Annotated in this window: 21 protein-coding genes; 13 read left to right on the top strand and 8 right to left on the bottom strand. The window is 69.3% G+C overall.

Features of this window, described 5'->3' with window-relative positions; translation table 11 throughout:
• The first annotated feature begins 25 nt into the window (after positions 1-25).
• On the top strand, positions 26-850 hold the full coding sequence (locus tag ABD655_RS02105; RefSeq protein ID WP_344711258.1) for an esterase/lipase family protein: 825 nt from the start codon (positions 26-28) through the stop codon (positions 848-850).
• A gap of 41 nt (positions 851-891) precedes the next feature.
• On the opposite strand, the gene ABD655_RS02100 is transcribed toward ABD655_RS02105, so the two are convergent.
• A complete protein-coding gene (locus ABD655_RS02100) occupies positions 892-1,446 on the bottom strand; it encodes a hypothetical protein (protein ID WP_344711254.1) in 555 nt (184 codons plus the stop codon).
• Between the two features lie 114 nt (positions 1,447-1,560).
• Between ABD655_RS02100 and ABD655_RS02095 the strand changes: the two genes are divergently transcribed.
• Positions 1,561-2,850: a SufS family cysteine desulfurase gene (locus tag ABD655_RS02095; protein ID WP_344711251.1), complete on the top strand. Its 1,290-nt coding sequence runs from the start codon at positions 1,561-1,563 to the stop codon at positions 2,848-2,850.
• On the top strand, positions 2,847-3,317 hold the full coding sequence (gene sufU / locus ABD655_RS02090; protein ID WP_344711249.1) for a Fe-S cluster assembly sulfur transfer protein SufU: 471 nt from the start codon (positions 2,847-2,849) through the stop codon (positions 3,315-3,317). The genes ABD655_RS02095 and sufU overlap by 4 nt, the downstream gene beginning before the upstream one ends.
• Before the next feature lie 112 nt (positions 3,318-3,429).
• On the opposite strand, the gene ABD655_RS02085 is transcribed toward sufU, so the two are convergent.
• Positions 3,430-3,987 (bottom strand): hypothetical protein, encoded by a 558-nt coding sequence (locus tag ABD655_RS02085; protein WP_344711247.1) that lies wholly within the window; start codon positions 3,985-3,987, stop codon positions 3,430-3,432.
• 225 nt (positions 3,988-4,212) lie between these two features.
• On the opposite strand from ABD655_RS02085, the gene purL reads away from it, so the two are divergent.
• The 4 genes from purL to ABD655_RS02065 all read left to right on the top strand — a co-directional run bounded on the left by purL (position 4,213) and on the right by ABD655_RS02065 (position 8,910).
• Positions 4,213-6,618 (top strand): phosphoribosylformylglycinamidine synthase subunit PurL, encoded by a 2,406-nt coding sequence (purL, locus tag ABD655_RS02080; protein WP_344711245.1) that lies wholly within the window; start codon positions 4,213-4,215, stop codon positions 6,616-6,618.
• Positions 6,619-6,627: 9 nt separating this feature from the next.
• On the top strand, positions 6,628-6,762 hold the full coding sequence (locus ABD655_RS02075; protein ID WP_344711243.1) for a hypothetical protein: 135 nt from the start codon (positions 6,628-6,630) through the stop codon (positions 6,760-6,762).
• Between the two features lie 269 nt (positions 6,763-7,031).
• Positions 7,032-7,880 carry a hypothetical protein gene (locus ABD655_RS02070; RefSeq protein ID WP_344711241.1) on the top strand — a complete coding sequence of 283 codons (849 nt, stop codon included), beginning with the start codon at positions 7,032-7,034 and terminating at the stop codon, positions 7,878-7,880.
• An 82-nt stretch (positions 7,881-7,962) separates the two neighbouring features.
• The gene (locus ABD655_RS02065; protein WP_344711239.1) at positions 7,963-8,910 is read left to right on the top strand and encodes a hypothetical protein; all 948 of its coding nucleotides are present in this window, start codon (positions 7,963-7,965) and stop codon (positions 8,908-8,910) included.
• 52 nt (positions 8,911-8,962) lie between these two features.
• Here ABD655_RS02065 and ABD655_RS02060 read toward each other — a convergent pair whose 3' ends face one another.
• The 3 genes from ABD655_RS02060 to ABD655_RS02050 form a co-directional block, all read right to left on the bottom strand.
• The gene (locus ABD655_RS02060; protein ID WP_344711237.1) at positions 8,963-9,868 is read right to left on the bottom strand and encodes a glycine betaine ABC transporter substrate-binding protein; all 906 of its coding nucleotides are present in this window, start codon (positions 9,866-9,868) and stop codon (positions 8,963-8,965) included.
• A 143-nt stretch (positions 9,869-10,011) separates the two neighbouring features.
• Positions 10,012-10,917, bottom strand: coding sequence for an ABC transporter permease (locus ABD655_RS02055; protein ID WP_344711235.1), 906 nt, complete (start codon positions 10,915-10,917; stop codon positions 10,012-10,014).
• The gene (locus ABD655_RS02050) at positions 10,914-12,209 is read right to left on the bottom strand and encodes a quaternary amine ABC transporter ATP-binding protein (protein WP_344711233.1); all 1,296 of its coding nucleotides are present in this window, start codon (positions 12,207-12,209) and stop codon (positions 10,914-10,916) included. Before ABD655_RS02050 ends, ABD655_RS02055 begins: the two co-directional genes overlap by 4 nt.
• Positions 12,210-12,498: 289 nt before the next feature.
• On the opposite strand from ABD655_RS02050, the gene ABD655_RS02045 reads away from it, so the two are divergent.
• The 3 genes from ABD655_RS02045 to ABD655_RS02035 are packed head-to-tail and all read left to right on the top strand — an operon-like array spanning position 12,499 to position 14,548.
• Positions 12,499-12,900 (top strand): GntR family transcriptional regulator, encoded by a 402-nt coding sequence (locus ABD655_RS02045; RefSeq protein ID WP_344711231.1) that lies wholly within the window; start codon positions 12,499-12,501, stop codon positions 12,898-12,900.
• On the top strand, positions 12,897-13,811 hold the full coding sequence (locus ABD655_RS02040) for an ABC transporter ATP-binding protein (protein WP_344711228.1): 915 nt from the start codon (positions 12,897-12,899) through the stop codon (positions 13,809-13,811). Before ABD655_RS02045 ends, ABD655_RS02040 begins: the two co-directional genes overlap by 4 nt.
• Positions 13,808-14,548 (top strand): hypothetical protein, encoded by a 741-nt coding sequence (locus tag ABD655_RS02035; RefSeq protein ID WP_344711226.1) that lies wholly within the window; start codon positions 13,808-13,810, stop codon positions 14,546-14,548. The genes ABD655_RS02040 and ABD655_RS02035 overlap by 4 nt, the downstream gene beginning before the upstream one ends.
• 84 nt (positions 14,549-14,632) lie before the next feature.
• Here the strand turns inward: ABD655_RS02035 and ABD655_RS02030 are convergent, their stop codons facing one another.
• Both ABD655_RS02030 and ABD655_RS02025 read right to left on the bottom strand, forming a co-directional pair.
• A complete protein-coding gene (locus ABD655_RS02030) occupies positions 14,633-15,721 on the bottom strand; it encodes an ATP-binding protein (protein ID WP_344711224.1) in 1,089 nt (362 codons plus the stop codon).
• A gap of 19 nt (positions 15,722-15,740) precedes the next feature.
• Positions 15,741-16,064: a chorismate mutase gene (locus ABD655_RS02025; protein ID WP_344711221.1), complete on the bottom strand. Its 324-nt coding sequence runs from the start codon at positions 16,062-16,064 to the stop codon at positions 15,741-15,743.
• Between the two features lie 96 nt (positions 16,065-16,160).
• On the opposite strand from ABD655_RS02025, the gene ABD655_RS02020 reads away from it, so the two are divergent.
• Complete coding sequence (locus tag ABD655_RS02020; protein ID WP_344711218.1) at positions 16,161-17,318, top strand: AI-2E family transporter; 1,158 nt, start codon at positions 16,161-16,163, stop codon at positions 17,316-17,318.
• A gap of 211 nt (positions 17,319-17,529) precedes the next feature.
• On the opposite strand, the gene pdxR is transcribed toward ABD655_RS02020, so the two are convergent.
• Positions 17,530-18,987, bottom strand: coding sequence for a MocR-like pyridoxine biosynthesis transcription factor PdxR (pdxR, locus tag ABD655_RS02015; protein ID WP_344711215.1), 1,458 nt, complete (start codon positions 18,985-18,987; stop codon positions 17,530-17,532).
• 84 nt (positions 18,988-19,071) lie between these two features.
• On the opposite strand from pdxR, the gene ABD655_RS02010 reads away from it, so the two are divergent.
• Positions 19,072-19,911 (top strand): DMT family transporter, encoded by an 840-nt coding sequence (locus ABD655_RS02010; RefSeq protein ID WP_344711212.1) that lies wholly within the window; start codon positions 19,072-19,074, stop codon positions 19,909-19,911.
• Between the two features lie 83 nt (positions 19,912-19,994).
• Positions 19,995-20,816, top strand: coding sequence for an MBL fold metallo-hydrolase (locus ABD655_RS02005; protein ID WP_344711209.1), 822 nt, complete (start codon positions 19,995-19,997; stop codon positions 20,814-20,816).
• The last annotated feature ends 22 nt before the right edge of the window (positions 20,817-20,838 follow it).

Here is a 20,838-nt window from a genome sequence, read left to right as displayed (position 1 = left end):
CGCACCGCGATCGTAGAATTCGGCCATGAGCGGCGCTGAGCAGGCTCCTGCACAACCCTCCTGGCTCGTGCGCGGGTGGTGGTGGGCACTGGACTACGCCTACGCCGGGCGACGGCAGCTCGCCCTCCTCGCCGCACCATGGACCCTCGGACGCCCCCGCCCGGCTCCGGGCGCCTGGCGCGAGGGTTCGGACGGGCTCGCCGAGGTCATCCTGCTGCCGGGGGTCTACGAGCACTGGACCTTCCTGCGGCCGCTGGGCGACGCCCTCAACGCGGCCGGACATCGCGTGAGGGTCGTCCACGGGCTCGGGACGAATCGTCGCGGCATCGTCGAGACCTCGGAACGTCTGGGCCGTGCGCTGGCGAGCAGACCGCCCTCCGCGGCCGGCCGCATCCTCGTCGCCCACAGCAAGGGTGGGCTGATCGGCAAGCATCTGCTGGTCGCCTCGGGTGCGGCCGCCGCCGCCGCGATCGAGGCTGCGACCGGGGGTGACCCGGCGGATGCCGCGGCCGCGGCACCCTCGAGCTCCGCTGCGCCGCTCGGCCTGCTCGGTCTCGTCGCGGTGTGCACCCCGTTCCACGGGTCACGGCTCGCCGGCCTGTTCGTCGTGCCCAGCATCCGGGCCTTCCTGCCCGACGACGAGACGATCGTGATGCTCGGCCGCGAGGACTCGGTCAACGGCCGCATCGTGTCGGTGTTCGGCCGTTTCGACCCGCACATCCCCGGCGGCAGCGCGCTGGACGGCGCGACGAACGTCATCGTTCCCGCGGTGGGGCACTTCCGGATCCTCGGGTCGCCGCGCACCCACGCCGCCGTCCTGGACGGGGTCCGGATGCTGTCCGCCGGCTGACCGCGGAGGCCGCGGCATCCGCGGTCACGTCTGGGGTTCCGCTACGGGCCCAGTGCGCCGTTGCCGGCGACCAGCGCCACCGTTCCGAGGATCAGGAAGATCGGCGCCGCGAGGATGCCGCACCAGAAGCTCGGCGCCGCGGTCTTGTGCGGCAGAAGCACCGCGGCGACCCCGGCGGCGGTGATCAGCAACGCGGCGAGCAGGATGATCGGCTGACCGAAGACGAACGAGAGCGGCACGAAGTGCACGCCGACGATGACCAGCACCGCCGGGGCGATCAGCTGCGCACGCTTCGTGCGCGTGAGCAGGATCGCGAGGCCGATCATGACGACCACCTCGAGCCAGAACACCACGATGTACCAGACGAACGCGGTGCTTCCGGGATCGATCGCGGTGGGGGTGTTCCAGTGCTGGACCGCCGCCGGAATGCCGAAGCCGACGAGAACCAGCCCCGCGACCTGCAGCACCACGAGCACGATCCGCCAGACCACGCCGGCGGGCGGGCGTTCCTGCGCCCACCCCGCCCAGACGAAGGCGGCGGCGCCGAAGATCACACCGGTCATGACGAGGTCGCGCGCGAAGGCCAGATCGAGCATGACCACACGCTAGCGGCGGCCCGCGCACGAACGCGAGGAGCTGTGCCGGTGCTCGAGCGCGTGCGGCGGGCGCGCACCGACCTCCCGCTCAGGACTGCGGCGTAGCCTGGGAGCGTGAGTTCTTCGACCGAAACCGCCCTCGACGCCCGCGCGCTCCGAGCAGACTTCCCGATCCTGAGCCGACTGGTCGACGGCCGCCCCCTCGTCTACCTCGATTCGGCGGCGACGAGCCAGAAGCCCCGGGCCGTGATCGACGCCGAGGTGGCCTTCCTCACCAACGAGAACGCCGCGGTGCATCGCGGTGCCCACACGCTCGCCGCCGAAGCCACCGAGTTGTTCGAGGATGCGCGCGCCACCGTCGCCGCGTTCGTCGGCGCGCCTCCCGAGCAGCTGGTCTGGACGAGCGGTGCCACCGCGGGATTGAATCTCGTCGCATACGCGATCGGCAACGCGACGGTGGGGCGCGGCGGTCCCGCCAGCTCCCGTCTCGCGCTCGCGGCCGGGGACGAGATCGTCGTGACCGAGGCCGAGCACCACGCCAACCTCGTTCCCTGGCAAGAGCTGGCCGCCCGCACCGGCGCGGTACTGCGCCACATTCCGGTGCGCGACGATGGCACCCTCGATCTGGATGCCGCGGCATCCGTCATCGGACCCCGGACCCGCATCGTCGCCTTCGCCCACGTCTCCAACGTGCTCGGGATCGTCAACCCGGTCGCCGAGCTCGTCGTCCTGGCGCACGCGGTCGGCGCGCTGACCGTGCTGGACGCATGCCAGTCCGCGCCGCACCTGCCGCTGAACCTGCCGGCGCTCGGGGTCGACCTCGCGGTGTTCTCTGGGCACAAGATGCTCGGTCCGTACGGAATCGGCGGGCTGTACGGCCGCGCTGACGTGCTGGACGCGCTTCCTCCCTTCCTCACGGGGGGCTCGATGATCACTCGGGTGACCCTGGATCGGACCGAATACCTGCCGCCTCCGCAGCGCTTCGAGGCGGGGACTCAACCGGTCTCTCAGGCGATCGCCCTCGCGGCGGCGGTGCGCTACCTGGACACGGTGGGAATGGATGCCGTGCACGAGCACGAGCGCGTGCTCGAGCGGCGGCTTCGTGAGGGCCTGCGCACCATCGACGGCGTGCGCCTGCTCGGTGACAGCCCGGCAGGGATCGAGCGGGTCGGGCTCGCCGCCTTCGACGTCGACGGTGTCCACGCCCACGACGTCGGCCAGTACCTCGACTCCCGCGGGATCGCGGTGCGCGTCGGTCATCACTGCGCCGCCCCTCTGCATGCCCGCTTCGGCCTGACAGCATCCGTCCGCGCCTCCACGGCGCTGTACAACACCGTCGAAGACGTCGATCTCTTCCTCGAAACCCTCGCGGACGTCCGCGGGTTCTTCGGAGTGGGCGCATGAGCGGGCTCGAATCGCTCTACCAGGAGCTGATCCTGGAGCACTCCAAGCGACCGCACGGCAAGGGCCTCGCGCCGGAGGACGATGCGGCCGACTCGCTCCTCACCGGCACCTCGCACCAGCGCAACCCCATCTGCGGCGACGAGATCACCCTGCGCGTGCGCCTGGACGACGCCGGCGTGATCCGCGACGTCACGTGGGACGGCGCCGGGTGCTCGATCTCGCAGGCGTCCGCGTCGATGCTCGCCGTTCTCGTGGACGAGAAGGACGACGGGATGCCGCGGGCCGAAGCATCCGCGCTGATCGACGGCTTCCGCGAAGCCCTGCGCTCGCGCGGGACGATCCCCATCGATGAGGAGACCTACGGGGATGCCGAGGCCCTGAGCGGCGTCTCGAAGTACACCGCGCGCGTCAAGTGCGCGATGCTCGCGTGGGTCGCGCTCGAGGACGCACTGCTGCGCGCCTCCTGACCCGCCCGGCCCTCCTTCACCGCGAGACAGCATAGGCACCGCGAGACGGAGTGCGTTCACCCCTGTCTCGCGGCGACCATCCTGTCTCGCGGCCGGAAAGGACGGGGGCGGGTCAGCGGGGACGCAGGGCGGAACGGCCGGCGATCGTGCACCAGGCGCCGATCGCGATGAACACCGGAGCGCCCAGGAGCCCGCACCAGAAGCTCGGCGCGGCGATCGACTCGGGGATCAGCACGGCGACCGCGGCGACCACCACGAGCAGCGCGGCGGACAGATGCAGCACCGGCTGTGCGAACACGAACGCCAGCGCGACGAAGTGGATGCCGACCACCGCGAGGATCAGCGGCGCGACCAGGTCGGAGCGCCCGGCGCCGATCGCGAGGAACCCGGCGGCCGCCGCGATGACCACCTCGACGACCACGACGACGATGTACACGCGGAATGCCCGACTGCCCGGGTCGATCGCTGTCGGCGTGCCCCAGTTGCGCACCGCGAGCGGGATGCTGAGACCTGCCAACGCGAGACCGGCGACCAGCGTCACCGTCAGCACGACACGCCAGATCCAGTGGTCGGGCGGCGCCTCCTGCGCCCACCCTGCCCAGACGAACGCCGCGACGCCGAAGATCGCGCCGATCATGATCAGGTCCCGCGGATGCTCGAGTCTCAGCACTTCGACCTCCTCGCCGGCCGGCTCGTGAAGCAGCTCCAACCTAGACCCCGCGCCCGCCCCCACGCCCGCGAGACCGCAGCGGCACCGCGAGACGGAGCGGGCTCGCCCCTGTCTCGCGGCGGCCATCCTGTTTCGCGGCCAGGGAGCGGCCGGGGAGGGGCGGAGCGAGCCGCGACTAGACTTGGGGCTGTCCGGCATCCCGCGATATTGGAGTTCAGCCGCGCCATGACTTCCCTCGAGAACGCCGCGGTCGCGGCATCCCGTCCCGTTGCCGACACCGTTCAGAACGCGGCCCTCACGCCCGAACGCGAGCAGCCTTATGCCGCCCTCGGGCTCAAGCCTGACGAGTACGCGCGCATCCGCGAGATCCTGGGGCGCCGCCCCACGAGCGGTGAGCTGGCGATGTACTCGGTGATGTGGTCCGAGCACTGCTCGTACAAGTCGAGCAAGATCTACCTCCGCCAGTTCGGCGAGAAGGTCAGCGATGACATGCGCAAGCGCCTCATGGTCGGGATGGGCCAGAACGCCGGCGTCGTGGACATCGGCGAGGGCTGGGCGGTGACGTTCAAGGTCGAGTCGCACAACCACCCGAGCTACATCGAGCCGTTCCAGGGCGCCGCGACCGGTGTCGGCGGCATCGTGCGCGACATCATCTCGATGGGTGCCCGACCGGTCGCGATCATGGACCAGCTGCGCTTCGGAGCCATCGATCACCCCGACACGGCGCGGGTCGTGCACGGCGTCGTCTCGGGCATCTCGTTCTACGGCAACTGCCTGGGTCTGCCCAACATCGGCGGCGAGACCGTGTTCGACTCGGTCTACCAGGGCAACCCGCTGGTCAACGCCCTCGCGGTCGGCGTCATGCGTCACGAGGACATCAAGCTCGCCAACGCGACCGGCGCCGGCAACCTGGTCGTTCTCTTCGGCGCCCGCACCGGCGGCGACGGCATCGGCGGGGCGTCGATCCTCGCGTCGGACTCGTTCGATTCGACCGGCCCCACCAAGCGCCCCGCCGTGCAGGTCGGCGACCCGTTCGCCGAGAAGGTCCTCATCGAGTGCTGCCTGGAGCTGTACCGCGACGACCTGGTCGAGGCGATCCAGGACCTCGGTGCCGCGGGTATCTCGTGCGCGACGTCCGAGCTGGCCGCCAACGGCGGCAGCGGGATGCGCGTCGACCTCGAGAAGGTTCTGCTTCGCGACCCGAGCCTGACCCCCGAAGAGATCCTCATGTCCGAGTCGCAGGAGCGGATGATGGCGATCGTGGCCCCCGAGAAACTGGACGCCTTCCTCGAGGTCGTCGGCAAGTGGGATGTCGAGACCAGCGTGCTCGGCGAGGTGACCGGCGACGGCCGCCTCGTCATCCAGTGGCACGACGAGGTCATCGTGGACGTCGACCCGTCGACCGTCGCCGTGGACGGTCCGGTGTACGAGCGTCCCGTCGCCTACCCGACGTGGATCGACGCGCTGCGGGACGACTCGGCGACCGCGCTGAGCCGCTCCGACGATCCGGACACCCTGCGAGGCCAGTTCGTGCAGCTGCTCGCCAGCCCCAACCTCGCCGACACCGCGTGGGTGACCAACCAGTACGACTACTACGTCGGCGGCAACACGGCCCTGGCGTTCCCCGACGATGCCGGCATGGTCCGCGTGGATGAGCACTCCGGCCTCGGCTTCGCCATCGCCACCGACTGCAACGGCCGCTTCTGCCAGCTCGACCCGTACGAGGGCGCCAAGCTCGCCCTGGCCGAGGCGTACCGCAACGTCGCCGTCACCGGCGCGGAGCCCACCGCGGTCACGGACTGCCTCAACTTCGGCAGCCCGGAGAACCCCGAGGTCATGTGGCAGTTCTCGCAGGCCGTCGCCGGCCTCGCCGACGGATGCCTCGAACTGGGCATCCCGGTCACCGGCGGCAACGTCTCCTTCTACAACCAGACCGGCGACCAGCCCATCTTCCCGACCCCCGTGGTCGGCGTACTGGGGATCATCGACGATGTCGCCAAGCGCATCCCGAGCGGATGGCAGGATCCCGGCGAGAACATCTACCTGCTCGGCGTGACCGCCCCCGAGCTCAGCGGCTCCGCATGGGCCGGCACCGTCCACGGGCACCTGGGCGGCCGCCCGCCCGCGGTCGATCTCGGCAACGAGAAGCGGCTCGCGGGGCTGCTGCACGCGGCATCCCAGCAGTCGCTGGTCTCCAGCGCCCACGACCTCTCCGCGGGCGGGCTCGCGCAGGCTCTCGCCGAAGGCGTGCTGCGCTTCGGCGTCGGCGCGCGCGTGTGGCTCCGCGAGATCATGGAACGCGATGGGGTGGATGCCGCGACCGCCCTCTTCTCGGAGTCAACGGGCCGCGTCATCGTGACGGTGCCGCGCGAGGACGACGTGAAATTCCGCGGCCTGTGCGAAGGCCGGGGATATCCGGTGCTGCGCATCGGTGTCAGCGATGCGCCCGGCGAGGCCGTCGCGAGCGGAGCTTCCCCCCAAGCCCCTGGGGCGCTCGCGCACGCCGAGCCGTCCCTGGAGATCCAGGGACTGTTCACCCTCTCGCTCGGTGAACTGCGCCACCTGTCCGGCTCGACGCTTCCGGCGGCCTTCGGCCCGACCGTCTCCGAGCCCCCGCAGCACACCGCGTAAGCTGGACGCATGGCGAGCGACGACGAGTACAGCGGATACAACGATGCACGGCAGCGACGGATCAAGATCACCGCGTGGGTCGTCATCGTGGCGCTGATCGTCGTGGGCGGTGGCGCGACGGTGCTCGCCCTCATCTTCGGCTGACCTGCGCGGGCCTCGGCGAGGCTCGCACCCGCAGAGCACGCTCGCCCCGCAGAGTTCACTTGCACCGCCGGTTCACTTGCCCTGGATGTACACGCGCACGCCGCTTTCGCGTACAAACAGCGCAAGTGAACGGAGGAGGTCGGCCGCGCCCGCCGCTTTCGCGTACGAACAGCGCAAGTCGACGGAGGAGGTCGGCCACGCCCACCGAGGCGGGTCGGGTCGCCGGAATTGCTCGGGTCACCTCCAGCCGGCGCCGGTAGCCTGAGTGTGTGGATCCGCTCTGGGTGTTGCTGTCCGAGGGGTGGTGGGCGGTTCCCGCAACGGTGACCGCTGCGGGCGCCGCAGCCCTCGGCGCCGTCGGCGTGCGCGCACAGCGCAAGGCGCGGGTGCGCCGGCTCGAACTCCACGCGGCCCAGGGCGACCTGCGCCCCGCCCGCACCGCGCTCACCCGTGCGCGCGCCGCCGTGCATGCCGCCCGTGCGCATGTGGCGCGTGTCGAGGCCGACCGCCGGGCCGGGCGCGCGACCACGGCGGACGCCGCGGCGGCCCGTCACGGCTTGAGGCAGGCGCAGCGCGAGGCGACCGCCGCCTCGGCCGCTCTCACGGCCCGCCGCGCGGACGTACGCGCCGCGCGGGTCGCGGTGCCCACGCGACGGGATGGTCCGGAGGCGCTGCCGCTGGCACGATTGATGGCGACACACAGCGCGGTGACCTCGGCGTGGATGGCGTACGAGACCGATCCCGCACTGGCCATCGCCTATCCGTCGATGTCGGACGTGCGTGCACCGCTGACCGCGACCTTCCTGAAGGAGCAGAGGGCGGCGCAATGGCTGCGCCCCTCATCGGCGGACGCGCGCATCTCGCCCGCCGACTACTCGGCATACCGTGATGCCGTCCGGCGGATGTCGCGGGCGTTCGACGCCGCGGAGCACGACGCGTGGCGCCGGGCCGGCGACCCACGCGCTGAGGAGCCGGCGGGTGAGTGGTGGGTCGGTCTCGCGCAGGATCTGTCGGACGGGGCATCCCGCACTCTGGCGTGGTCGATCGAGGCGATGGCTCGCGTCGCGGCGGTCGCGTCGCGTCCCGGACGCCGCGATCCTCGCCGGCCGCGTTCCTGACGGCGGAGCGCGGACCTTCGGCGGACCTGCAAGTGCGCTGACCACGAGGACGCCCGACCCGCTCGACGGTTAGCATGAAACGGTGGAGCCCCTCTTCCAGTTCATCGGGAGCTACTGGTGGCTCGTCTTCCCTCTCATGGGTGTGATGGGCGGCGTCGGCAGCGCCTGGGAGCGCAGCGCGCGCCGCCGGCACAAGCGCCGGCTCGAAGTCCTGCACGCGAAGGCTGAGCTCAAGGCCGCGCAGGCGGCCGCCCGCGGCACCTCGGTCCTGCTCCCGGCGAGCACCGCGCCGGCGACCGGCGGCGCGGCAGCGCACAGCAGCAGCGGTGCCGCGCAGGGAGCGACTCAGCTCGAGCGGCTCTTCACGGCGCACGACGCCGTGACGGCGCGCTGGCTCGACTACGAGCTCGATGTCGCCAAGCTGATCGCGTTCCCCGCGATGAGCGACGGGCGTCAACCGCTGACGGCGGCGTTCCTGCGGGCGAAGCGCGTCGCGGACGGCCTACGTCCGGCATCCGCCAAAGCGCGCCTGACCAGGGACCAGCTCACCGAGTACCGCAATGCGGTCGCCGACTTCGAGGTCGCCTTCGACGTCGCTGAGCGCGACGCCCGACGGCTGAAGGACTCGTCCTTCACCGAGGTGGAGCGCAAGCGCCTCGACACGGCCAAGCAGCTGCTCACGATCGCGATCGACCAGGCAGCGACGCCCGCGGAGCGGCAGGTCGCCTATCGCCGCGTCCGCGAAGAGCTGGACGGCCTCATCTCGCTGTCCGACGAGGCCATCGAAGTGCTCGAAGGCAAGGTCTCACTCGAGCTCACGACCGGACAGGCTCCGGGAGGTTCGAGCACCGACGCGCATCCGCCGTCCGCGGCCGCACCGACCCGCTCCGGGTCGCCGGCGATGCCCGACCGAGCGGATGCCGCGCCTCCGCGTGATCGGCTGCCGTCCGGTCCCGTGCCCTGGCCGGTACCGTCGCGCAGCTCCGATACCGCGCCCGGACGCGTCATCAGGCCGAAACCGCACACCTGACGCACACGGCGGGGCGGGGGCCTGTCGGCCACCCGCCCCGTCCATGCCACCGTCAGGAGGTGAGGGCGTCGGCCCACGCCTGGTTCGCGGCGATCCAATCCTTGACGACGGGACCGAAGTCGTCGCCGTCGTATTCGCCGAACATGGCGTCCTCGAGGGAGTAGAGCATCTCGTTGTCCATCGCGAAGTTCGAGAGCCATTCGAACGCCTCGGGGAAATCCTTCTGGAACGCGAGCGACGAGGTGGTGTGAATGCCCTCGGCGTCGCCGAGCAGACCGTCGGGGTCTTCCAGGTCCTTGATCGGGAACGCGCTGTACGCCCAGTGCGGGCGCCACAGAGTGACGGCGATGTTCTTACCGGCATCCGTCGCCGACTTCAGCTCGGTGAGCATTGCCGGGGTGGACGACACGATGAAGTCGAGGCTGTCGAGCCCGTATCCGGGGATCACGGCGTCCTGGGTCACGGTGACGAGACCGGAGCCCGCATCGATGCCGACGAGCTTGTTGTCGAAGAGCGCGGCGTTCTCGGCGAGCTCCGTGAGGGAGTCGATCGGTGCGTCCTCGTTCACGGCGATCGTGAGCTTGGCCTCTTCGTTCCACGCGCCCAGGTCGACGAGGTCCTCGCCGAAGCGCTCGACGTACTGCTGGTGCGTCAGCGGAAGCCAGGTGTCCAGCGTCAGATCGTAGTCGCCGTTCGCGAGACCCGTGTAGACGGCCGCCGGCTCGGCGTATTCGAGCTCGACCTCGTAACCCTGCTCCTCGAGCACCGACTTCCACAGTTCGGATGCGGCGATGCCTTCATCCCATCCGTTGAAGACGGCGATCGTGATGGGGCGGTCCGCGCCCGCGGTGTTCGAGTCCTTCGATGCGTCGCCGCTCGGGCCGGCGCATCCGGCCAGTACGAGCGCTCCCGCGCCCGCGAGGGCTAGTGCTGTTGTGATCCTGCTTCTCTTGGTCATCGTGACGTCCTCTCCATCCGCGTGCTGGACGCGGATCGGTCTTGGTCGTGGCGCAGCGGTTCCGCGCGCCTCCTGCAGGTGATGAGCCCGCGAGGTGTGGTCGAGTGCCGGGTGCCCCTCATCGCGCCCCGGACTCGTTCGTGTCAGTTCGGTACACCCGCCGGGGCGGGGGCCGCCTGTTCTGCGCTGCCGGCGAAGGGCCGCGTGAGTCGCTTTCGATTCCGCGCTCCGGCGGCGGCCGAGGTGATGCGATCGAGGATGATCGCGAGGATGACGACGGACACGCCGGCCTCGACTCCGAGTGCGATGTCGATGCGGCTCAGGCTCTGCACCACGGCGCCGCCGAGACCGCCGGCACCGACCATTCCGGCGATGACCACCATCGAGAGGCTGAGCATGATGACCTGGTTGACCCCGGCCATGATGCTGGGCATCGCGAGGGGCAGCTGGATCTGACGCAGGATGCGGGCGGGCGAGGCACCGAACGCGTGCCCTGCTTCGACGACCTCGGCGTCCACACCACGGATGCCGAGTTCGGTGAGCCGGACACCGGGTGCCAGCGCGAAGACGACGGTCGCGACGATTCCCGGGACCGGCCCCACCCCGAAGAGCAGGAGCGCCGGAATCAGGTAGACGAAGGCCGGCATGGTCTGCAGGAAGTCGAGCACGGGGCGCACCACGCGTGAGACGCGATCGTCGCGGGCGGCCCAGATGCCGACGGGAATGGCGATCAGAACCGCCGCCGAGGCTGCCACCATCACCAGCGCGAGGGAGTCCATCGCGTTCGCCCACTGGTTCACGCCGACGATCACGAGCAGCCCGATGACCGTGCCGACCGCGAGCCACAGGCCCTTTGCGAAGTAGGCGAGCGCCGCGAAGGCGGCGATGATCAGCCAGAACGGCGGGGCCGAGAGGACCCAGTCCAAACCGCTGTAGACGGCGCCGAATGCAGCGCTCAAGGCGTCGAAGAACCAGCCGAACGTGTCGATCACGAAGCCGACGACGGCCTCCGCGACATCGCCGAGCGGCAGACGGAAGACCCCGCTCATGCGAAGCTCCCCTCGGTCGACGGCTGCGCCGATACCGCATCGAGGGTGGTCGTCATTTCCGCGGCGCCCACGGTGACCGGCGGTTCGATGATCGGGTTCTCGCGTGTGACGTCCGGCACGTTGCCGAGAGCTGCGAGCAGTGTGACCCGCGGAATCACGCCGACCAGTCGCCTCTGCTCGTCCAGAACGGCGACCGGAAGGCTGTTTTCGACGGAACGCTCGACGACATCGGTGAGCGGGTCGTCCGCACCCACGACCGGCTGCGAATGATCCAGCAGGGTGCGAAGGTCGGTGTTGCCGGCCTTCACGGCCCGGATCACGGCGCGGTCCGAGACCACGCCGAGGTAGCGCCGGTTCTCGAGGACGGCGACCGATCCCGTCTGCAGATCGCGCATCACGCGAAGCGCACCGCGCACACCGGCGGTGAGTTGTGTCGTCGCCTGCGGCGGTTCCATCACCGACGCGGCGGTGAGGACGCGAGCGCGGTCGACATCCTGCACGAATTGGGCGACGTAGTCATTCGCGGGATCGGTGAGAATCTCCTCGGGGGTGCCGGTCTGAACGATCCGTCCGTCCCGCATGACTGCGATCCGATCGCCGAGGAACATCGCCTCGTTCAGGTCGTGCGTGATGAACACGATCGTGCGGCCGAGCTCCCGCTGCAGTTCCACGAGCTGCTGCTGCATCTCACGGCGGATCAGCGGATCCAACGCCGAAAAGGCCTCGTCCATGAGCAGGATGTCTGTGCCCGCCGTGAGCGCGCGGGCGAGACCGACGCGTTGGCGCATGCCGCCGGAGAGTTCGTCGGGCATCGCGTCCGGGCGGTCGCCCAGGCCCACCTTCTCGAGGATCTCCCGCGCGCGGGCGCGTCGCTCGTCACGCGGTACGCCCTGGATCTCGAGTGCGTACGCGGCGTTGTCCAGGACGGAGCGATGCGGCAGCAGCGCGAAATGCTGGAAGACCATGGACACCGAGGTCCGTCGCATGCGTCGCACCTCCGCCGGCGCGGCGTCCGTGATGCTCTTGCCCTGGATGAGGACCTCGCCGGCGCTCGGGGGCACCAGGCCGTTCAGCATTCTGATGATGGTGGACTTGCCCGAGCCGGACAGCCCCATGATGACGAAGATCTCGCCGGGCTCCACGGTGAAGCTGGCGTCGATGACGGCGGCCGTTCCGGCATCGACGACGTCGGCGCGGGATTCACCGGCGCGGAGTCGTTTCACCGCCTGGGACGGGCTGCGTCCGAAGATCTTGAAGAGGCCTCTGGCCTCGAGTGCGTGCGCGAGAGTCAATATGCACCTTCGGCCGTCCGCTGTGCGTGCGACCGCATCGGTATCGCCCGGGTGACAGTCATAGGCAAGCATGCGCATCAGCGCTGTGCACAGGCGGGGAACATCGGGTAATCCGCCAAGACCGCCAACCGTACGCTCGGGCGGAAGGCCGGGATTCGCTCCGCCACGACCGCGGACTGGGTCGTCGGGCCGGATGGGCCCTCAGCCAACGTAACAGGCTTGTGCACTTGACACTGGGTTGGTTCCATGGTTACTTAGTTGAGTAACTAACCAAAGAGCGAGGTGGATCGTGATCGAAGAAGGCCGGGCCCTCTTCCTGCAGATCGCGGAGAACGTGGAGGATTCGATCATCGACGGCAGTCTGTCCGAAGAGACGCAGGCACCGTCGACGAACGAGCTCGCGGCGTTCTTCCGCATCAACCCCGCAACGGCCGCCAAGGGAGTGAACATGCTCGTGGACAAGGGCGTGGTGTACAAGAGGCGCGGGATCGGCATGTTCGTCGCGCCGGGGGCGCGCGAACGCATTCTCGCCGAGCGCCGCGCCGCATTCGCTGACCGCTTCGTCGAGCCGCTCCTCGTCGAGGGACGCAAGCTCGGCCTGGACGCCGACGATCTCAGTCGGCTGATCCTCGACCGTGCAACCACGGCCCGTGTGCCGGCGATCGAACCTACGGAAGGAACTGGACGATGACCGACGTGATCCAGGTCGACAATCTCACCAAGCGGTACCGCGACACGCTCGCGGTCGATGACGTGTCCTTCAGCATCAAGAAGAACACGATCTACGGATTGCTCGGCCGCAACGGAGCCGGCAAGACCACTGTCATGTCGATCCTCACGGCGCAGAACTTCGCGACGATGGGCGACATCCGCATCTTCGGTGAGGATCCCTACGAGAACGCGAAAGTGCTGCAACGCATGTGCTTCGTGCGCGAGAGCCAGAAGTACCCGGACGATGCCCTGCCCAAGCACGCGTTCCAGACGGCGCGGCTGTTCTTCCCGAACTGGAGCCAAGAACTGGCTGACCAGCTCATCGACGAGTTCCAGCTGCCGACGAAGAAGCGCATCAAGAAGCTCTCCCGCGGACAGCTGTCGGCCGTGGGCGTGATCATCGGGCTCGCCTCGCGCGCGGAGATCACCTTCTTCGACGAGCCCTACCTCGGACTCGATGCCGTCGCTCGGCAGATCTTCTACGACCGGCTGCTCGAGGGCTACACCGAACACCCGCGCACGGTGATCCTCTCGAGTCACCTGATCGACGAGGTCGCCAACCTCATCGAGAGGGTGCTCGTGATCGACCGCGGACGCATCGTCATGGACGAGGACACCGAAGCGGTCCGCGACCGTGCGGCGACCATCGTCGGCGACGCGGCCGCCGTGGATGCCTTCATCGTGGGGCGTGAGGTCATACATCGCGAGAGCCTCGGCCGCGTCTCGGCCGTCACCGTGCTCGGTGCTCTGACTCCCGACGACCGCCGGCGGCTCACTTCGGCCGGCCTCGACGTCGCACCTGTCTCGCTCCAGCAGCTCGTGGTCCGCCTCACCCAGCACACCGCGGGCGAGCCGATCACCGTCCCGACCGAAGAAGGAGTCCTGCGATGACCGCGTATGCATCCGACGGCGCCGGCACACCGACGCGCGCGCCCAATCGCACGCTCAGCGTCGTGCGCATGCAGCTGATCAACAAGCAGACCTACATCTGGATCCCGCTGATCATCCTCGGGGGTGCTTTCGTCCTCGCGTTGGCCGTCTACGCGATCCTCTTCAACGCCGGCATCGACAGCCCGAAATACGGCGGTGGTGCGCAGGCACCGCTGTGGTACTTCCTCATCGTCGGCGTCCAGGCCCTCACGCTGACCTTCCCGTTCTCGCAGGCGATGAGCGTGACCCGGCGCGAGTTCTACTTGGGCACGCTTCTGACGGCCGCGCTCACCTCGTCGATCCTCGCCGGCATCGCCGTGGTCGGCGGGCTTCTCGAGCGGGCCACCAACGGCTGGGGCGTGAACGGATGGTTCTTCGGCCTGCCCTGGATCTGGGAGGCCGGTCCGCTCGGTGCGCTGCTGGTGAATTTCGTCGGCGCGATGCTGTTCTTCGTGATCGGCTTCTGGGCCGCGACGATCTACAAGCGCTTCGGCGGACTGTGGCTGACGATCGTGCTCGTCGGGATCGGCGTGCTCCTGGTCGCCGGATTGTGGTTCGTCGGCCGGCTGGACGCCTGGGCAGAGGTGTTCATGTGGTTCGGCACCGTCGGCGTCGTGGGGCTGTCCCTCTGGACCGCGGCCCTCACGGCGGTGCTCGCCGGGATCGCGTTCCTCACGCTCCGACGCGCTGTCCCCTGACACGCACATCGGATGCCCCGGCCTGCGCGACCGCGGGCCGGGGCATTCGTGGTCGAAGCGGGTGCCGCGTGGACCGCGAGGGCCTCACCGCAGCGGTACCTTCACGTCGATGCCGCCCTCGTGCGTGAGCCGGGCGCCCATCTGCACCAGGCTGGGCTGATCGACGAAGCCCCCCGCGAACAGCGCCTGGCCCTGGGCGAACGACGGCGAGCGCTCGAGCAGCGAGTCGGGTGCATAGCCGAAGACCGACGCGAGCTCGGCGAGGTCGCGTGGCGAACTCATCCGCATGAGCGCCAGGTTGTCGCACTGCGAGAGCGCGTTGGGGTGCACCTTCGACGGACGCTGCGTGGACAGCAGCAGCCAGAGCCCGTATTTGCGCCCCTCCGCCGCGATCTGCACGATGCGCTCGGTGAGCAGTCGCTCCACGGGCGTCGCCGGGTCCGGTGTGCACAGGTTGTGGGCCTCGTCGATGACGATCAGGCGGCCGATGCGCTGCTCGCGGTTCTCCCAGAGGTGATCGAGCACGGCGAGCGCGGCAGCCCGCGACTCCGCGGGGGTGGCGAAGCCGCCGAGGTCGACAACGGTCGCATCCGGCCGCTCGTCGATGTCGTCCGTCACGCTGCGCTGACCCCAGGCCCAGAGTTTCCACTCGGTGACGCCGAGGTTCTCCAGCCGCATCGCGAGCTGGTGGCGCACGCGTTCGGGATGCGAGCGCATGAAACCGACGAGATCGTGGTCCTGCACGAGCGAGAGGTCTCCCTCCATCCTCAGCATCGTGTTGTAGTCGGCGGCGTCCAGGAGCGGATCGATCTGGAGGATCGCCGCTCGTGAGCGCAGCGGCATCGACAGGAATCGCGTGCGAAGCGGCTCCCCTTCACCCGCCGTGGAGCGTCGGACGCGGATGTCGCGCGCCGCGAGTTCCGCGGCCACGGCCGCCGGTGCGTCCTGGTGCACCTCGCCGATGCGCACGAAGTCGGAGTTCGGATCGAGGATCACGAGCGGAAGCCGGGTGTGCAGCAGGATCTGCTCGAGCGCGACGCCCAGCGCGTACGTCTTGCCCGAGCCGCTCTGGCCGCACCAGAACGTGTGCCGGTTCAGCTTGGCGGCGAGCAGACGCGCGGGTGCGGCGCTCTCCGAGTCGAGCAGTGTTCCGATGGTGAGGTCATTGGACATGCGCGGACCTGTTCGCCGGTCAGAGGTGTTCCGCGGCTTCGACGTGGTGGCGGATGACCTCTGCCACGACGAAGGTGAACCACTTCTGCGCGAACTCGGGATCGAGGTCTGCGTCGACGGCGAGGGAACGCAGACGCGCGAGCTGCTGCTCTTCCCGGGCCGGATCGGATGCCGGCATCCCGTGCTCCGCCTTCAGCCGGCCGACCTGCTTGGTCGCCCGGAAGCGCTCGGCCAGGAGGTAGACGAGCGCGGCGTCGATGTTGTCGATGCTGCCGCGCAGGCGCTGCAGCGTCTCGACGGCAGCGGCTTCCTCGGTGGTTCGCGCAGACGTGTGGTCGGTCATGGGGGTTCCTCCTCGCTCCCCGACGATACCGCGCGGCGCCGAGACCGCACGAAGTCGGCCCTGACCGTCGCGACCGGGGCGCCCTAGAGTGTGTCCATGACCGATGGCACGCCCCCGCCCGAATCGCTCTCGGCCAGTCCCTCCGCGGGCACGGATGCAGCTGCGACTGTCGTTCCCCTCGAACCCATCGAGAGACATCGCCCGTTCTGGGCGCGCCTGGACAGTCCGTTCTCGGTGGGGTTCCTGCTGACCCTGGGCGGGCTCGCCGCCGTGCTCCTGGGCATCGCGCTGACCAACATCGCGACGGTCATCATCTACATCGCCCTCGCGATGTTCGCCGCACTCGGCCTGGACCCCGTCATCCGGTGGTTCGGCCGACACAATGTTCAGCGGCCGTGGGCGATCGTCATCGTCTTCCTGGTCTTCGGGATCCTGGCCGCGGGCCTGCTCTGGCTCGTCGTGCCGACCCTCATCGACCAGGTCGGCGAGTTCATCACCGGCATCCCCTCGACGATCAGCGACTTCGAAGGCTCCGATACCTACGCGTGGCTCGAGGGCATCTTCGGCCCAGGCCTGACGACGCTGGTCAACGAGCTCGAGTCGTTCATCACGAACCCGTCGAACATCGCGGCCATCTCCGGCGGCCTGCTCAAGGTCGGCGTGGGAATCGCGACCGCCGTCTCGGGCCTGCTCATCGTCATCGTCCTCACGCTGTACTTCGTGGCGTCGCTGCCCGGCATCAAGGAAGCCATGATGCAGTTCGCGCCGGCGCGCAACCGCCCCAAGGTGCGCGATATGACCGACCAGATCACCGACTCGATCGGCGGCTATCTGATGGGCATGGTCATCCTGGCGTTCTTCAACTCCGTGGTGGCCTTCCTCCTGCACCTCTTCCTCGGACTTCCCTACCCGCTCCTGATGGGCGTGCTCGCGTTCTCGATCACGATCATCCCGCTCGTCGGACCCGTGCTGTACTGGATCTTCGCCACTGTCCTGGCCCTGTTCACGAGCCCTCTCGCGGCGCTGATCTTCGGACTCGCATACCTCGTGTACATCCAGATCGAGGCGTACGTGATCACGCCCAAGGTCATGAGCAAGGCCATTTCCATCCCGGGGTCTCTCGTGGTGATCGGCGCACTGATCGGCGGCACGCTGCTGGGACTGCTCGGGGCACTGATCGCCGTGCCGGTGACCGCGTCGATCCTGCTGATCATCAAACAGGTCTTCATTCCACGTCAGAACGCGAAGATTTGACACGAGCCGGATCAATGCGCGCGCAGCGTGCGTTGATGCGGCTCGTGTCAAGATCGAGTAGGCCGCGCAGCGGCCGTATCGAGATCTCCGTCCACCCCACGGATCAATGCGCGCGCAGCGTGCGTTGATGCGGCTCGTGCCAAGGTCGAGTAGGCCGCGCAGCGGCCGTATCGAGATCCCCTCCACCCCACCGATCACTGCGCGCGCGGGCTTACTCGCGCTCGCGGGCCGGTCCAGCGTGTCGTTCGGCTGCCCGTGCCAGGATACGGATGCCGCGGCGGAGCTGCTGCTCGTCCACGTTGCCGAAGCCGAGGACGAGAGCGGGTGGGAACCCGAGGGGCGCGGCCCGGCCGTCTTCGGTCACGAACCGGTAGTGGCTGAGGGGATTGACGCGCACGCCCATGGTCTCCGCAGCCGCCGCCACGCCGCGCTCGGACGATCCGTCGGGCAGGTGCAGCAGCGCGTGACAGCCGGCTGCCAGCCCGCGCAGCCGGCCGGGTCCGAAGGCATGCTCGACCTCGGCTGCCAGTAAGTCCCGACGGGTGCGATAGATCTCCCGCACGCGTCGCAAGTGACGATCGAACCGGCCGGTCTCCATGAGCAGCGCCAGCGCTTCCTGGTCCAGGCCGGGTGCGCCGCGACTGCTGAGCCGCTTCTCTTCGACGATGCCGGCTGCGAAGCGCGGTGGTGCGAAAACCCAGCCGAGCCGGATCGTGGGGGCGAGTGTCTTGCTGACCGATCCCAGGGCGATCACGCGGGCGGGGTTCAGCCCCTGCAGTGAGCCCACCGGCTGCCGGTCGTATCGGAACTCGGCGTCGTAGTCGTCCTCGAGGATCACCCCGTCCACCTCGTCCGCCCAGGCGATCAGGTCGCGTCGCCGTGAGGGGCCGAGCACGACACCGGTGGGGCACTGGTGTGCCGGTGTGAGCAGCACCGCTCGCGCCCCGGACCGGCGCAGACGCCCCACGTCGAGTCCGTGATCGTCGACGGGAACCGGGACGGCTTCGAGGCCCGCACGCCGGGCGATCAACGCGTGGTCGCGTGGACCGGGATCCTCCAGCGCGATGCGCGGTATCCCCTGACGCGCCAGCGTTGCGAGGGCGAACGCGAGTCCCTGCCGGAAACCCGAGACGATGATCGCGTCCTCGGCGGTGGCCCAGCCCGCCCGAACCCGGCGGTGGTAAGCGGTGACGACCTCCCGCAGGTTCCGCGAGCCGGCGAGGTCCTCGTCACCCAAGGCCGCCGTCGGGAGGGTCTGTGTCGCCTTGGACACCGCCCAACTCCAGTCACTCAACGGCACCGAACGCAGATCGGGGATGCCGTATTCGAAGTCGACCGGCCGGGGCGAGGACGGAGCCGAAACGACAACGGGAGCGCGACGGGCCGACCCGCCGGATGACCCGATCGCCGCCACCCGCGTCCCGGAGCCGACCGTGGACTCGAGATAGCCCTCGGCGAGCAACTGCTCGTAGACGTCGACGACCGTGCCGCGTGCGACTTCGAGCAGCTCGGCGAGGCGCCGAGTCGATGGCAGACGCTCGCCGGCGCCGAGCCGCTGGTCGCGTATCGCCGCCCGCAACTGATCTTGGATCTGAGTCCGCAGTGGTCCGGCGTCACGGTCGACCGCCACGAGCAGGTCGGGGCCACCCCGGCCCCAGTCGACCGTCATGCGACCCATTACATCAAATGGTCCACTTCTTGGGAACCGAAGCGGACCTTCATTCCGGACCGCATCGGCGACAGGCTCGGTGGCATGAGCATCGGCATCCTCCTGGCGCTCGCCTCGGCTGTGGCCTACGGCGCTTCAGACTTCATCGGCGGCGTCGGTTCGCGGCGGCACTCCTCCTGGCAGGTCGTGCTGGTGGGGCAGGGCGCCGGGGCAGTGGTGATGATCGTCGGCGGTCTCACGTTGCCGGGCCGTCCCGTCGCACTGGATTTCGCCTGGGCGGCCCTGGCCGGAATCGGCTCGGCGACCGGCAGCATCTTCCTGTACCGGGGGCTCGCCCGCGGCCGAATGGGCCTCGTCGCGCCCATCTCAGCAGTCGGTGCGGCCGTTCTCCCCGTCCTGGCGGGAGTGACCTTCGGTGAACGCCCCGGCTGGTTGGTCTGGGTCGGAATGCTGGCCGCGCTGCCGGGAATCTGGTTGATCTCGCGCAAGACCACCTCGGATCGAAAGACGCACGCGCGAGGAGCACTTGTGGACGGCATCCTCGCGGGCGTGGGTTTCGGCATCCTGTTCATCGCCCTGGCCCAGATCTCCGATGACGCCGGGCTGCTGCCGCTTGCCGCCAACCAACTGATCGGAGCGATCCTGACGATCCTCACCGCAGTTGGACTCAGACAGGTCTGGCGCCCGTCACGCGGTGTGCTGGGGTGGGGCAGTGCCGCCGGCGTTCTCGGCGCTCTGGGCACCCTCGCCTTTCTCGGAGCAACCGGAGCGACCGGCCTCGGCATCGCGGGCGTTCTCGCATCCTTCTACCCGGCCGTCACCGTGCTGCTCGCCGCCGGTCTCCTGAAGGAGCGGGTCGCCATGGGTCAACGAGCGGGCATCGGCATCTGCACTCTCGCCGTCGCGGCCATGGCGCTGGGCTGAACGACCGTGACAGCATCCACCAATGAGCGGATCGACCGCCGGGATCGAACGGCCCCGCCCGCTCCACACGCGAAAGGTATCTCATGCTCACGCAGATCGCTGAGGACGTCCTCGTTCACGAGAGCGCGTTCATCCGGAGCAATTCCACCGTCGTGCAGGGCGAGGACGGAGTGCTTCTCATCGACCCCGGCATAACAGCCGATGAGATGGTCGACCTGGCGCACGACCTCCGCGAGCTGGGTCAGCCGGTCGTCGCTGGCTTCTCGACCCATCCCGATTGGGACCACGTGCTCTGGCACGGGAGCTTCGGCGACGTGCCTCGGTACGGCACGGCCCGTTGTGCCGCCGCCATGCGGAGTGTGCTCTCGAACGAGGGATGGCAGGCGCTCGTCGCGCAGGGCGTGCCACCCGAATACGCCGATGAGATCCCGATGGACCTGTTCGGCCTCGTCACCGCTGTGCCTGCCGACGCATCGCACATCCCGTGGCAAGGCCCCGAAATCCGGATCATCGAGCATCGGGCCCACGCCCCGGGCCATGCGGCCTTGCTGATCGAGGGCCCCGCCGTCCTCGTCGCCGGCGACATGCTCTCGGACATCCTGATGCCCTTCCTCGACCTGGACGCGGAGAATCCGATCGAGGACTACCTCGCCGCCCTGCGGCTGTTCGAGGGTGTGGCCGAGGCCGTCGAGGTCGTCATCCCCGGTCACGGGTCCGTCGGGGGAAGGGCGCAGCTGCGAGCGCGAATCGACCTTGATCGCGCGTACGTTCAGGAGCTCCTCATCGGACGCGATCCCCATGACCCGCGGGTCGGTCCGGCGGCGCCGTTGGATTGGCTCGGCGACGTGCACCGATGGCAGCTGCAGCGGCTCGCCGACCGTGCGCAGCACGACGAGAGGGCCTAGCGGCCTCCGTCATCGCGCGCTC

The sequence above is a fragment of the Microbacterium terregens genome (genome assembly GCF_039534975.1).
In the GTDB taxonomy this organism is placed as follows: domain Bacteria; phylum Actinomycetota; class Actinomycetes; order Actinomycetales; family Microbacteriaceae; genus Microbacterium; species Microbacterium terregens.
This window is presented reverse-complemented; position numbering and strand designations above follow the sequence as displayed.